The 13,541-nt window shown below is 37.0% G+C and carries 14 protein-coding genes; all 14 read right to left on the bottom strand.

The annotated features are described in order from the left end of the window. Positions 1-23 precede the first annotated feature (23 nt). The 14 genes from WMO14_RS00475 to topA all read right to left on the bottom strand — a co-directional run bounded on the left by WMO14_RS00475 (position 24) and on the right by topA (position 13,465). Positions 24-452: a TIGR02530 family flagellar biosynthesis protein gene (locus WMO14_RS00475; protein WP_055174398.1), complete on the bottom strand. Its 429-nt coding sequence runs from the start codon at positions 450-452 to the stop codon at positions 24-26. Between the two features lie 69 nt (positions 453-521). After that, on the bottom strand, positions 522-1,079 hold the full coding sequence (locus WMO14_RS00470; RefSeq protein WP_055174395.1) for a flagellar hook assembly protein FlgD: 558 nt from the start codon (positions 1,077-1,079) through the stop codon (positions 522-524). Between the two features lie 55 nt (positions 1,080-1,134). Continuing rightward, positions 1,135-2,493: a flagellar hook-length control protein FliK gene (locus tag WMO14_RS00465; protein WP_055174392.1), complete on the bottom strand. Its 1,359-nt coding sequence runs from the start codon at positions 2,491-2,493 to the stop codon at positions 1,135-1,137. 63 nt (positions 2,494-2,556) lie between these two features. Beyond that, positions 2,557-3,330 (bottom strand): MotE family protein, encoded by a 774-nt coding sequence (locus WMO14_RS00460; protein ID WP_055174390.1) that lies wholly within the window; start codon positions 3,328-3,330, stop codon positions 2,557-2,559. 17 nt (positions 3,331-3,347) lie between these two features. Beyond that, the gene (gene fliJ, locus WMO14_RS00455) at positions 3,348-3,800 is read right to left on the bottom strand and encodes a flagellar export protein FliJ (RefSeq protein ID WP_022502709.1); all 453 of its coding nucleotides are present in this window, start codon (positions 3,798-3,800) and stop codon (positions 3,348-3,350) included. 89 nt (positions 3,801-3,889) lie between these two features. Next, positions 3,890-5,275, bottom strand: coding sequence for a flagellar protein export ATPase FliI (gene fliI, locus WMO14_RS00450; RefSeq protein WP_022502710.1), 1,386 nt, complete (start codon positions 5,273-5,275; stop codon positions 3,890-3,892). A 79-nt stretch (positions 5,276-5,354) separates the two neighbouring features. Continuing rightward, entirely contained in the window at positions 5,355-6,188 is an 834-nt protein-coding gene (locus tag WMO14_RS00445) for a FliH/SctL family protein (protein ID WP_055307031.1), read from the bottom strand. After that, a complete protein-coding gene (gene fliG / locus WMO14_RS00440; protein WP_055174387.1) occupies positions 6,181-7,206 on the bottom strand; it encodes a flagellar motor switch protein FliG in 1,026 nt (341 codons plus the stop codon). The genes WMO14_RS00445 and fliG overlap by 8 nt, the downstream gene beginning before the upstream one ends. 25 nt (positions 7,207-7,231) lie before the next feature. Next, positions 7,232-8,839, bottom strand: coding sequence for a flagellar basal-body MS-ring/collar protein FliF (gene fliF, locus WMO14_RS00435; protein ID WP_022502713.1), 1,608 nt, complete (start codon positions 8,837-8,839; stop codon positions 7,232-7,234). A gap of 17 nt (positions 8,840-8,856) precedes the next feature. Continuing rightward, positions 8,857-9,189, bottom strand: a complete 333-nt coding sequence (gene fliE, locus WMO14_RS00430) for a flagellar hook-basal body complex protein FliE (RefSeq protein ID WP_022502714.1) — start codon at positions 9,187-9,189, stop codon at positions 8,857-8,859. A gap of 67 nt (positions 9,190-9,256) precedes the next feature. Next, complete coding sequence (gene flgC, locus WMO14_RS00425; protein ID WP_022502715.1) at positions 9,257-9,742, bottom strand: flagellar basal body rod protein FlgC; 486 nt, start codon at positions 9,740-9,742, stop codon at positions 9,257-9,259. A 64-nt stretch (positions 9,743-9,806) separates the two neighbouring features. Further along, positions 9,807-10,199, bottom strand: a complete 393-nt coding sequence (flgB, locus tag WMO14_RS00420) for a flagellar basal body rod protein FlgB (RefSeq protein WP_022502716.1) — start codon at positions 10,197-10,199, stop codon at positions 9,807-9,809. A 252-nt stretch (positions 10,200-10,451) separates the two neighbouring features. Further along, entirely contained in the window at positions 10,452-11,222 is a 771-nt protein-coding gene (codY, locus tag WMO14_RS00415) for a GTP-sensing pleiotropic transcriptional regulator CodY (protein WP_022502717.1), read from the bottom strand. 167 nt (positions 11,223-11,389) lie between these two features. After that, positions 11,390-13,465, bottom strand: a complete 2,076-nt coding sequence (gene topA, locus WMO14_RS00410) for a type I DNA topoisomerase (protein ID WP_349153089.1) — start codon at positions 13,463-13,465, stop codon at positions 11,390-11,392. Positions 13,466-13,541: the final 76 nt, after the last annotated feature.

The following is a 13,541-nucleotide window of genomic DNA, read 5'->3' as shown; positions in this document are numbered from 1 at the left end:
GAATAACATCCTTACCGGTCCTGTTACATAACTACTGCGCCATCAATATTGGTATAAATGTTGTCATCACTTGAATTCTGGTCAATAGCTGTTATTACTGTCTTCTTATCAGTATTGACTATGAACGCAAGATTATCAACAAGAACCAAAGACTCTTTGATTCCTTTGCTATATGCCTTCTTCGTTCCCTCTTCAAGCCTTATCATCTGTTCGTCAGTTAGTCTTATATCTCTCTGTTCAAGTCTTGCATCTGCATGTTTAGTGAATTTAAGCCCATATGCTACACCTGAAGTTCTGTCTGCGACAAGCTCATCAATTGACTGCTGACGACTTAATATTTCAGTAAATGAAGGGCCATCATATGTGGCATTAACATCCTGTTTCTTTCTCTTACTGATAACCTCTGCCATTCTTTCAATTGAAGTAACGCTGCCATTGAGTATATTATTCATAGACATCTCCCATCTTACATCAATTAAATTAAAGCATTATGTACATTCAATCCCTTTCCTGTACGAATTCTATTCTTCTGACCCAGCTGCTTCTGACTTATCAGTAGAATCTGTGCTGTCCTTTTTATCATCTGTTGAATCAGTACTGCCTGTTGTGCTGTCTGTACTTCCAGATGAACTATTAGAACCATTAGATGCATTCCATTTTTCATAGTAATCTTTGTCAATCACCTGATCAACATCATTAATATCATAAAGACCGCCGTTAATACCAAGATATATTATACCATCAATCTCCTGCCAGCCATTAACCACACCACCAGCATAGCCAGATGTATTCATATCTGTCTTTACAATAACAGCTTTACCAATAAGATTAGATGCTGTCTGGCTAAGCACTTTTTCATTCATCTCTGTTGTAGCTTCTACCTGTGAGAATGTTGCCATCTGAGCCATATAATCTGAATTACTTGTTGGTTCAAGCGGATCCTGATTCTGCATTTCTGCTACTAAAAGGCTCAAGAAGTTCTCCATATTAAGTGTGTTAGACTTCTTAGTATTCGTTGTCTTAGATGTAGAACTGATAATCTGGCTTTGCGATACTGCATTAGATGAATCTACTGCCATATGTGTTCTCCTTTCTTTATTCAATTAAAATAGTAATTTAATACATGTCTTTGTTCTATGCAAGATATTCAACACTGCTTCCCTCTGCCTTAGGTGCTGGAGCTGTACTCTCTAAATCTTCTTCTAATTCATCATCAAATGAAGAAAGATCAAGCTTTCTATGCACCTTGCTTTCGCCCTGCTTTCTTTCAGATTCACTCTGTCCGAAATTCTGGCCTGCTTCAAAGCTATGTGCCATAACTGTAATCTCCACAGCATCAACTTTAAGTCCCTGACTTTCAAACTGCTCCCTTAATGTAACCATCTGGTTCTCAAGTGCTGTCTTTACCTGCTCATTCTGAGCTGCAATCTGTGCAGAGACAATTCCGTTGCGGGCTGTAACTGTAATGTGCACGCTTCCAAGATGTTCTGGATTAAGCATAACTTCCATACTTGTAAGTTCTCTTGATGCCATAAGCTTTACACTGTCTATAACCTGATTGACGATGTCGGCTTCTTTAACCGTTGAAATATCTTCTGTTATAATGTCAGCAAATGTATCTGTAATATTAGATATCATATTATCCGCAACATCAGCATATGTAACTTTGTTGTTGGCTTCGTTAGACTCCGACATATTATTCTTTGCCTTGCCATCGCTTTCTGTTGTAATCTTCTTAGCAAGAACTTCACTTAAGCTTTCCTGATTATCTACTGTCTGGTTAATATTATCATCTGCATTCTTAGCATCTGATTCTTTAACATTATCCTGCTTAGCTGTATCTTCTGAATTAACTACAGGTGCTATATCGTTCTGTCCAAGAACAATTCCAACTTCTTCTGTCTTAACTCCAAGCATACCTGCTATATCAGCATTAGCTTCATCCACAACATTGATAATGTTATTAAAGCTCTGCATCATATCCTCATTAGTTATTAGTGTAAGTGCATCTGTTCCTGTAAGCTGTTCAATAAGCTCTGCTACTTTGGCAGTTGAAAGAAGATCCAGTGCTGTAAGCCCAAGTAACTCCATAGCCACTTTGATGTCTTCATCTGATACATCGAATTCTTCTTTAATAGCATCTTTAATATCTTCGCACACTTCTTTTACTGTATCTGTGACATCTTTATTATCTGCCTTGGAATTAACATCTGATATACTAGATGTATCAGCATTCTTAGCCGAACCTGTAACACTGCTCTTATCTTCTGATGTATTATTCTTTGCAGATATCTTATTAGTGTTAGTATTCTGAACATTAATAAGGTTATCTTTGATATTAGTCTTGCCAATATTACCATTAGTTGCCCCATTTGCAAGAGAATCTGCCATCACTGACTTGAAATCGCCCGATTTCTTAGCTGATGCCTTAGTCTGTGCAGTTCCAGACACCTTATTGGTGCTGCCTGTTCCAACTACTGCTGGACTAACCATATGTATTCCTCCTTTCTTGTAATGATTATATGTAATAAGACATTATGTCTGATTACCAAAATATTATGGATGAGTAATCTTTGTAATCTTAGCTGCATATACCGGATCCATCTCTGCAAGTACAGCTGCTCTCTGCTTAGATGTCATACACTGTAATATCTGTGATACAAGGTTCGTATCACCTGTCATCTCTTCAAGAATTGCAGCGGCACTGGCTGCATCCATCTTAGCATATGCCTCTGCCCAGTCCTTAATCTTCTGAGAATACTCAAGATCTTTTATAACCTGCTTATATAATTCTGCCGCATTATCTGCATCTATAGACTCATACCACGATTTGTAATTGGATATATCTGGTGCATTATCTGTATAGACAACTTCCCTGTCGAACTTATCCTTTAAATCCTGATAATACTGTGCGTTATCTTCAAATACTTTTAATCTGGCAATCTCTGCCTGTAAATCAGCAATTGTTGATGAATCAGCTGTTCCTGCATCCTTATACTGTGCAAGTTCTGCTTCGAGTTCATTAATTCTGTCTATTGCCTCAGCAAGATTCTTATACTTGCTTCCTGTCTCTTCAGCTATCTCTTCATCTGTTGCCTCTGGAAGAATTCTGTTGATAACTGGAACATTCTTAAGGAATGGTCTTAGCATACTTCCTATTCCACCGACATTCATCTTTATCAACAAGCCAAATATGACAAGCCATATAGCAATTACAACCACTACAATAAATGCGTTAAGAAGCTTATTGCCGCCTGAACTTTCTTCTTCATCATTCAGATCTAAGCTGTCATCAATATCTAATTCTTCCTTGGATTTCTTCTTTGCCATAGTAATCTGCTCTCCGTTTATTCGTCTTCTTCTCTATCATTATAATTAAAGCTTACAACTTCATCAATCTCTTTCATCTCCTGTGCATTAAGCTCCTGTAGGAACTGCTCAAAAGCCTTTTCTTTCAGCTTTTCCTGAACTTTTCTTTCCTTAACTGCATCTGCAAGACGCTTCATTGAAGCCTCAACATTTCTTTCCGCCAGCTTAACCATTACAGCCTGGTTCTTTGCCATATCTTCTGTAATCTTAATAGCTTCATTACATCTTCTGATCTTAGCTATATCAAGCTTTCCTATAGATAGCTGCGAAGCCTGTACCTTATACGAATTAAGTGTTGACATAATATTGTGCATCTTCACTTCCTCATCATGAAGTGCTCCAAGCATCTGGGCATATTCTGTCTTAGCCTGCGTCTCCATTCTTTCTTTTATGTTAAGTACATTCTGCATACTATATATGAATTTTGCCATATTATATCAGCCCTCATACCTGTTATATTTTATCACAACTTATCGATAATTGGTATATATTTACATTAGATATATTAAGATTTCAACATTTATCGTCTTGCCTGTGCTCTCTGTGGTGCTTTTGGCTGTTCGCCAAGCTTCAGGCTTCCATTCTCAAAATCCTCATAATCACTGAACAAATCATATAAAGCATTCAATTCTTCATCCAGTGAGAACTTCTCATCTGTCTGCTGCATAAGAAATCTGTTAACAGCATCTATCTTGGATATCGCATAATCAATATTCCTGTTCGAGCCGCTCTTATAAGCCCCAATATTAATAAGGTCTTCCGCTTCATTATATGTAGCAAGCACTGTCTTTAACCTGCCTGCTGCTTTCTTATGTTCCTTGGATACTATCTGGCTCATACATCTTGATATACTTTGAAGCACATCAATAGCAGGATAATGATTCTTATGTCCTAACTTTCTTGAAAGCATTATATGACCATCAAGGATACTTCTTGCCGTATCTGTAATAGGTTCATTAAAATCATCACCATCAACAAGAACTGTATACAGACCTGTAATTGAGCCTTTATCTGACATACCTGCTCTCTCAAGCAGCTTAGGCATCTCACTATATACACTCGGTGGATAACCTCTTGTAACAGGTGGTTCACCAGATGCAAGTCCAATCTCTCTTTGTGCCATAGAGAAACGTGTCAATGAATCCATCATAAGAAGAACATCTTTTCCCTGATCCCTGAAATATTCTGCAATAGCTGTCGCTGTCTTAGCAGCCTTATTTCTTATAAGTGCCGGCTTATCTGATGTAGCAACTACAAGAACACTTCGTTTCATACCTTCAGGACCTAAATCCCTCTCAACAAATTCTCTTACTTCCCTGCCTCGCTCGCCTATAAGTGCAATAACATTAATATCTGCCTTTGTATTTCTTGCAAACATACCTAGCAATGTACTCTTACCTACACCACTACCTGCAAATATGCCAATTCTCTGTCCTTTACCTACTGTAAGCAGGCCATCAACTGCCTTAACTCCAAGTGGAAGAATTTCACTGATAATCTCTCTTTCCATAGGATCTGGTGGTGCAGCTTCTACCGAATAAGCACTCTCAAGGTTAAGCTCTGCACCGTCTGTAGGATTGCCAAGTCCATCTAAAGTATGTCCTAAAATATCATCTCCAACCTTAACCTCTAATGGTTTTTCAGTATTCTCAACAATACTTCCAGGTCCAATTCCATCAACAACATCAAATGGCATAAGAAGAACTCTAGAATCCTTAAATCCTACCACCTCTGCAAATAACACCTGACTTCTGTCAGCTGAGTAAATTTTACATAAATCATTAAGCTTGGCATCCGGTCCTATTGACTCTATTGTAAGACCTACAATCTTAGTAACCTTTCCAAGCTTCTTATAGAAAGATTTCTCTGTCAAAGAATAATATTTATCTATATTTAGTAGTGACAAATCTTCTTCCTCCCTGTATCTGTATAACAATATGCCAGAGTACCTGCCATATAATTATCATTTTATATAGCTTTATAACTTACATACAGCTTAACAACTTAATATCCTTAATAAGATTGTTAAGTTCTATATCAAGGCTACAGTCAAATACACCTGCATCTGTCTCTATTATACATTCATTCTTCTTCATTGTTGTATCTGCAACAATATCAAGATTAATCTCTTTAGATACCGCACAATATATCTTGCCCTGATTATTTGTTAAGAACTTATAATCTTCTGGTGAAACCTTAATAACAAAATCATTGCTTGTCTCTGCATTCTTAAGGACATTACCGATAAGGCCAAGTATTATATCCTGATTATCATCAGATACAACTCTTGTAACTTTTCTGAATACATCAGTTATTGTATTAACAAGCTCTGGCTCAATAGCTGCTTTAAGCTGTTCATATTCATTTGTTAACTGTTCAGCCTTTGCTTCATAATCTCTTGCAAGCTGAGCCGCCTTATCTTCGTATTCCTGTCTTGCACCTTCTGCACCTTGTTGGTATCCTTGCTTCTTAGCTTCTTGTAAAAGCCTGTCCGCCTCCATATGTGCCTGTGCAAGAATTTCATTAGCCTCATCCTTGATACTCTGTGCTTCGTTGCTGGCATTCTCTATTATTGAAGCAGCTTGTGCTTCATAACTGGCATCAGTTGCCGCTTCTTCATTCATATCGTCTTCTGAACCTGTGAGCAGCTGTTCTACAACATCTGCCTTAAGTCCATTAACAAAACCGTCTGCATCAACATTATCTTTGTTATTCTGAATTTCTATAATATGCTTTAACTTACTTTTAACAAGGTCGTTATAATCTATAACTCTCTCATCACTACTTACTGTAGTGCCTCTTTTTAACAGATTAGACAATTATCTCGTCACCTCCGCCTCTTGCAATAACAATCTCTGCTGAATCTTCAAGCTTTCTTATAATATTAACAATCTTCTGCTGTGCCTCTTCAACATCCTTCATACGAACAGGTCCCATATATTCCATATCTTCCTTTATCATAACAGCAAGACGCTTTGAAAGATTATTAAGAATAACATTCTGAACTTCTTCTGCAGCTCCCTTAAGGGCAAGAGCAAGATCTCCATTATCAACATCTCTAAGAACTCTCTGGATTGCTCTGTCATCAAGCGAAAGAATATCTTCAAATACGAACATTTTCTTACGGATTTCATCAGCAAGCTCTGGCTCTTCGACTTCGAGAGTTTCCATAATATGTCTTTCTGTTCCTCTGTCAACAGAATTGAGGATTTCAACAATGGCATCCACACCACCAACAATTGTGTAATCCTGATTTACTAAAGAAGCAAGCTTCTTCTCAAGTACCTTTTCAACCTGCTTGATAACATCTGGTGATGTTCTATCCATCTGGGCTATTCTCCTTGCAACATCTGCCTGCTTTTCAGGTGGCAAAGATGATATAACTGCCGATGCCTGTGAAGGAGGAAGGTATGATAATATAAGAGCAATAGTCTGTGGATGCTCATCCTGTATAAAGTTGAGCAGCTGTGAAGAATCTGTTCTTCTGATAAATTCGAATGGACGTACCTGAAGGCTTGCTGTAAGTTTTCCTATAACAGCCTTTGCCTTTTCTTCTCCTAAAGACTTCTCAAGAAGCTCTTTAGCGTATCCGATACCACCTTCTGCAATATACTGCTGTGCAAGACACACTTCATAGAAATCATTGAGCACCTGCTCTTTTGTCTGTGGAGATACACTGCTAGTATTAGCAATTTCAAGTGTAAGCTGTTCTATTTCGTCTTCTTTAAGATGCTTGAAAATCTGTGCTGATTTCTCAGGTCCAAGTGCTATAAGAAGTATCGCAGCCTTTTCAACTCCATCCATATTTTTTTCGCCGTTAGCGTTCTGTCGTGCCATTTATCCTCACTCCCAAATCAAATCATTAATTCCAATCTTCATTAAGCCAGTTACGCAATAGCAATGCAACAGCTTCTGGATTCTCGTCCACGAACTTCTCGATTGCCTTTCTCGTCTCTGACTTCTCCTGTAAGTCAATATCGTCAACTGATGGCTGGTTCTCTCTCGTAGAAGCAAGCATTTCCTCAACAGAAAGCTCTGGTTCTTTTTCTTCCACTGTAAGAGGTCTTGCACTTCTAATAATCACAAGCACAAGGATTCCAAGTATTGCAGCTGCAAGTACAATCTGTACCCAGAACGATGCCTTGCTTAATATATTGCTTGAAGCCTTATCCTGGAATGAATTCTTCTGGTAAGCCACTACTGATATATTAGCCGGGTCAATACCTGTACCCTTTGATATAATATCCACCCACGAATTATCAACATTAAGTGTTACTGGTTCAGAATTCTCACTCTTAAATGTATCCCAGTCTTTTCCATCAAGATAACCAAGCTTCTTAGCCTGTGTCTCTTCATATGTAACATTCTTAATAAGTGTTACAGCTATAGATGAACCATTTTTCACTATAGCACCTGGGTCTGTATTAGTTGTTGTTACAAGCTCGTTAGGAAGATAATCATATTCCTTAACAGTATATGTAGATGTTGATGTTGTACCATCTGTAATATCATATGTTGTTCCACTGTTACTTGTTGTACCAGGTGTACCACTTGCACCATTAGTACCTACAGACTCCTGTTCATAAGAATGACTGTATAACCCTTCTTCTCTTCCTTCCTGTGCTGTATATTCTTTTGCAATTGTATTAACTGTATTCCAGTCAAGTTCATAATTAAGTGTTATAACAGCATCATCATATAATCCTGTTGAAACAATATTTCTAAGAAGCGAACTGCTTGTTGTAGCTTCAATCTGTGATTTGTACTTTAACTTGCTGTTCATTCCCACACCTGATGTTGAATTATTACCAGCAGCTCCATTAAATAATGTATTACCTTTGTTATCTATAATAGTAATGCTCTTAGTTGAATCATTGCCAACCGCCATAGCAAGAAGCGAAGCCATACTCTCAGCTGCATCTTCATTAATATCCTTTGTTGTAACGAGTTTAACTGCTACTGTAGCATCTGATGCTGCCTGATAAAATGAATTAGTCTTCTCAGGCATATTAATTGTAACGGAAGCATCCTTAACTCCGTCCATATCCTTAAGATCGCCCTCTAGCTTAGTCTCAAGATAATGGGCATACTGCTTGGTACTGTCCGAATCTGTTGTTGTAAAGCTTCTCTTCATAGCATCTTCAAATGTATAGCCATCTGACTGTATATTCTGGCTTGCAAGAAGCATTTTACAGGCTGTAAGCTCTTTGGAATTAACACTTACTACCATATTATTAATTTTATATTTGTGATTATTGTCCGTAAGCAGTGTAGTTACCGAATTCATCTCTGTATAATCTTCACACGTTACAAGTACCTCATACTTAGGTCTTGTAAGCACAATTGCCACTATGCTCACAACCGCTATAAAAGCAACGATTGAACCTATTATTAATACTCTTTGTTTTACTGACCAACTCTTCCAGATGTCTAATAACTTCTGAGGGATCTGTTTCAATTTATCTGCCATTATTAACTCCTAAGTAATTATATCTGCATATTCATTATTTCTTTATATGCCTCAAGTGCTTTATCTCTTATTGCAACTGTATATTGCAGGGCAATATTAGCTTTCTGCTGATACACTCCTAACTCGTGTGTATTAGTCATATTACCAAGTGCATAATCAACTTCCGCCTGCTGTGCCTGCTGAATATATGAATTGGTACTATCCAATAGTCCCGAAACAGCATTAAATACTGAATCAAATGATGAGTCATCTGTTGTGCCTGAAGCTGTATTAGTCTTATTAGTTAAAAGGTCAGACACCTTATTAACATAATCACTCCCAAGCGAATTAACTGCTGTTGTTAAATCCATATCACAATTCCTCCATCCAATCTATATTAATTAATCTTTTATCTGATGATATAATTCAATCCCTGAATTATGACTGTCCGATAGTAAGTCCCTTTGATGCCATATCTTTACTTGAGTTAAATGCTGAAATATTAGCTTCATATGACCTTGATGCATCTATAAGGTCTGTCATCTCCTGAACAACATTAACATTAGGATATGTAACATATCCATTCTCATCTGCATCCGGATGAGATGGGTCATATACCATATTCATATCTGTAGAAGTATCATCATATATAGATGTAACTTTAACACCGCTGCCCACTACTCCACCATTAGCTGCTCTTAACGCATCTGCAAATGTTGTTCCTGATGATGAATAAACTGACCTTCCAGCCATACCTGATGTAACAGTCTTTTCTGTAAATACAACCGACTTCTTAACATATGCTGTTCCGTCACTTGTTCTTGTAGTATTAGCATTAGCTATATTCTGTGAAATAACATCTGTTCTTAACTGCTGTGCTGTCATTCCTGATGCACTTATATTAAATGCCGCAAACATTGACATATCAATAATCCTCCAATCCCGCTTTAAATAAATATTAACTTCTTTAGTAAACTAACCAGTCTTATTACTTAAGTACCGCTTTAAAACGTGTAAATTCATTATTCATACTGTCAATCAAGCCATTATAATTAAGCTGTTCTGATGCAAGTTCAACATTCTCTGTTGATAAATCCACATTATTACCATCTAATCTGTATGATAAAGTAGAATTATCAGTATAAGTTCTCATAGTAACATCATTATAATTAATATTGTTAACTCTGTTAGTAAGAGATGTTGAATCTCCTCCTGAACGGCTCAATGCAGACTTTAAATAAGTAGTAAATTCCACATCCTGTCTTTTGTAATTAGGTGTATCAACATTAGCTATATTATTAGTCAATACTTCCTCTCTCGCCCAGCTTGCATCAGCTGCGGTCTTTAATACATCTACATAACCAAACATTCCCGAGCTCATATATACCCCTTTCCAATTATGGACATTAAACATAATTACACTAACTACCATTATAATAATTTACGACAAAAAAACAAGTTTTTTTTTATCTTTTTGAATATTTTGCTGTATTTTTACAAAAACACTTAATATTTTATTACTAAAATAAAAAAGAAAGAGCTGACAACAGCTCTCTCCCTCTATAACCATACAAACAATCCATTAATAATTGCTTTATATATGCAATTACCCATCCGCATATATCATAAATAATTAATCATCAAGTTTAGAAAGCTCTTCAAACACATATTCATTAACGACTTTTATATATGTTCCTTTCATTCCTGATGACTTGCAGTCAATAACACCCGCACTCTCAAATTTTCTTAAAGCATTGACAATTACTGATCTTGTTATGCCGACATTATCAGCAATCTTACTTGCGACAAGCGTTCCTTCATTGCCATCAAGTTCTTTAAATATACTCTTAATAGCATCAAGTTCAGATGTTGACAGTGTATCAATAGCTGATCTTACTATCTTCTTCTTTCTGCTTTCTTCTGCAGTCTCTTCATTAACTGAACGCATCATCTCAAGTCCAACTACTGTCGTGCCATACTCGCTTAAAATAATATCGTCTATTTCATATGAGCTGTCACTCTTATACATAAATAATGTTCCAAGCCTCTCTCCAGCTATCTCCACAGGAGCAATTAACGCCTGAAACTTCTTTACATTCTCAATTGTAAATCCTAATGTTGAAAGATTAACATTCTCCTTGGTTGACAATACACTTAACAATCTTTCGTTAAGCATCTCATCAACAAAGCCGCCTACCTTATCATATACAAGCTCACTGATTACTTCAACACCCTCATAGTATCCAGTGCCAAGGACTTTACCTTTTCTGCTTATAACAAGAATATTAGACTCAAGTATACCGCTTAACACTGCACACATATCATTGAATTCAACTCTTGCAGAATGATTGTTATGCAGAAGCTTGTTAATTTTTCTTGTCTTATCCAAAAGTTGTACACTCATCTTTTATTCCTCCATATATTAAATTACACCGATAAACATCTGTATAATCAAATACTATCACACAACTTTTGAATTTTCAACTAATTTACCACATTTTATCTGACAATTCTCTGTAAAACATACCCAAATTGTTCATTATCACTTTTTAATTTGATATATGTTACATATCAATTATCATTTTTAGCAGTATCTAATATATAACCGCACTCTTCATTGGCACATACAAGCTTGTTGCCTTTTATTAGCATTATGCCACCGCACTTAGGACACTTCTTATCCGATGGTCTCTGCCAGCTCATAAAATCACATTCCGGATATCCCTCACAACCATAGAACATCCTTCCTTTCTTAGTCTTCTTAAGAATTATATCCTTACCACACTTTGGGCAGGCAACACCAATCTTTTCAAGATATGGCTTGGTATTGTGGCACTCTGGAAATCCAGGACACCCTAAGAACTTGCCATGTGGACCATATTTTATAACCATATTACGTCCACATTGGTCACATATTACATCTGTAACTTCATCTTCTATCTTTACATTTTCAAGATCCTTTTCTGCCTTATCAACAGACTCCTTTAAATCTGGATAGAAATTCTTTATAAGCTCTTTCCACTTAACATCTCCGTCAGCAACTCCATCAAGAAGCGACTCCATATTAGCTGTAAAGTTGACATCAACTATCTGCGGAAATGCTTTCATCATTGAGTCATTAACAGCCTTTCCAAGCTCTGTTACATAAAGATTTTTCTGTTCCTTAGCGATGTAATGTCTTGCAATTATAGTTGATATTGTAGGAGCATAAGTACTTGGTCTTCCTATTCCAAGCTCCTCAAGAGCCTTTACTAATGAAGCTTCCGTAAAATGTGCTGGTGGCTGTGTAAAATGCTGTACTTCCTTAAGTTCTTCCAAAGAAAGCTTTGAATTCTCATCAATACCTTTTACTAAAGCATTAGCCTCTTCCTTGTCATCATCACTCTTGTATACAGACATAAAACCATCAAATGAGAGCTTTGAAGCTGATATATTAAAGCGGTAATCACCAGCAGCTATCTTAACAGAAGTTGTCTCATATACAGCCTGTGCCATCTGGCTTGCAACAAATCTTTTCCATATAAGCTGATATAATCTGAACTGATCCCTTGACAACGACTCTTTAATAACAACTGGAGTAAGTGTAATATCAGTTGGTCTTATCGCTTCATGGGCATCCTGTATCTTTTTATCTTCTTTTTTCTTAAGGTCATCTTTCATAAGATACTCTGCACCATAATTAGCTTCAATATATTCCTTTGAAGCTGCCTGTGCTTCCTCTGCAACTCTTGTAGAATCAGTTCTTAAATATGTTATGACACCAATAGTCCCCTTGCCGGCAATATCAACGCCTTCATATAACTGCTGTGCAATACGCATAGTCTTGGCTGTAGCAAAGTTAAGTGTCTTTGAAGCCTCCTGCTGTAATGTACTTGTTGTAAATGGAAGTGGGGACTTCTTAATCTTCTCCCCTCTCTTTATGCTGTCAACGCTATACTCACAGCCTTCAAGCTTTTTCTTGATATCTTCCATCTGTTCTTTATTCTTGATATCAATCTTTCCATTGACATCACCATAGAACTTGGCAGTTACTGGCTTTTTCTCTCCCTCTACGTCTAAGACTGCATCCATTGTCCAGTATTCTTCTGGAATAAAAGCATCTATTTCATTCTCCCTGTCACATATTATTCTCAATGCCACAGACTGTACTCGTCCTGCACTAAGACCTCTCTTTATCTTAGCCCAGAGTACAGGGCTTATACTGTAGCCAACAACTCTGTCAAGAGCCCTTCTTGCCTGCTGTGCATCAACAAGATTCATATCTATCTTTCTTGCATCTTTTATAGCTGCTTTAACTGCTGTCTTAGTAATTTCGTTAAATGTTATTCTGTATATATCCTTATCTTCCAACTTTAACGCCTTAGACAAATGCCACGATATAGCTTCTCCCTCTCTATCGGGATCGGTTGCAAGGTATACTTTATCAGCCTTCTTGGCTTCCTTACGAAGTGCGGCAAGTATCTCGCCTTTACCACGGATTGTAATATATTTAGGCTCAAAATCATTATCCACATCTATTCCCATCTGGCTTTTCGGAAGATCTCTTACATGCCCTTGAGATGCCATAACTTCATAATTAGAACCCAAAAACTTTTTAATTGTCTTCACCTTTGCTGGTGATTCCACTATTACAAGATACTTTGCCATTAATATTAACTCCTTTAATATATGCTACCACAATGCCTAATCTCTAACAAAACAATATATTCTACTGTCTTTTAGT

Origin of the sequence: Lachnospira rogosae (ex Hitch et al. 2025) (assembly GCF_040096455.1) — a bacterium.
Lineage (GTDB): Bacteria > Bacillota > Clostridia > Lachnospirales > Lachnospiraceae > Lachnospira > Lachnospira rogosae.
This window is presented reverse-complemented; position numbering and strand designations above follow the sequence as displayed.

Bases quoted from the DNA above. Each gene is read 5' to 3' on its own strand.
- flgB (WP_022502716.1), bottom strand. From the start codon at position 10,199: ATGAGCTCGGGAATGTTTGGTTATGTAGATGTATTAAAGACCGCAGCT.
- WMO14_RS00465 (WP_055174392.1), bottom strand. From the start codon at position 2,493: ATGGTTAGTCCAGCAGTAGTTGGAACAGGCAGCACCAATAAGGTGTCT.
- fliF (WP_022502713.1), bottom strand. From the start codon at position 8,839: ATGGCAGATAAATTGAAACAGATCCCTCAGAAGTTATTAGACATCTGG.
- fliJ (WP_022502709.1), bottom strand. From the start codon at position 3,800: ATGGCAAAATTCATATATAGTATGCAGAATGTACTTAACATAAAAGAA.
- WMO14_RS00475 (WP_055174398.1), bottom strand. From the start codon at position 452: ATGAATAATATACTCAATGGCAGCGTTACTTCAATTGAAAGAATGGCA.
- fliE (WP_022502714.1), bottom strand. From the start codon at position 9,189: ATGGATTTAACAACAGCAGTTAATTCGCTTGGGAGTGATTATGTTAAT.
- flgC (WP_022502715.1), bottom strand. From the start codon at position 9,742: ATGTCAATGTTTGCGGCATTTAATATAAGTGCATCAGGAATGACAGCA.
- WMO14_RS00470 (WP_055174395.1), bottom strand. From the start codon at position 1,079: ATGGCAGTAGATTCATCTAATGCAGTATCGCAAAGCCAGATTATCAGT.
- WMO14_RS00460 (WP_055174390.1), bottom strand. From the start codon at position 3,330: ATGGCAAAGAAGAAATCCAAGGAAGAATTAGATATTGATGACAGCTTA.
- fliG (WP_055174387.1), bottom strand. From the start codon at position 7,206: ATGGCACGACAGAACGCTAACGGCGAAAAAAATATGGATGGAGTTGAA.
- codY (WP_022502717.1), bottom strand. From the start codon at position 11,222: ATGAGTGTACAACTTTTGGATAAGACAAGAAAAATTAACAAGCTTCTG.
- topA (WP_349153089.1), bottom strand. From the start codon at position 13,465: ATGGCAAAGTATCTTGTAATAGTGGAATCACCAGCAAAGGTGAAGACA.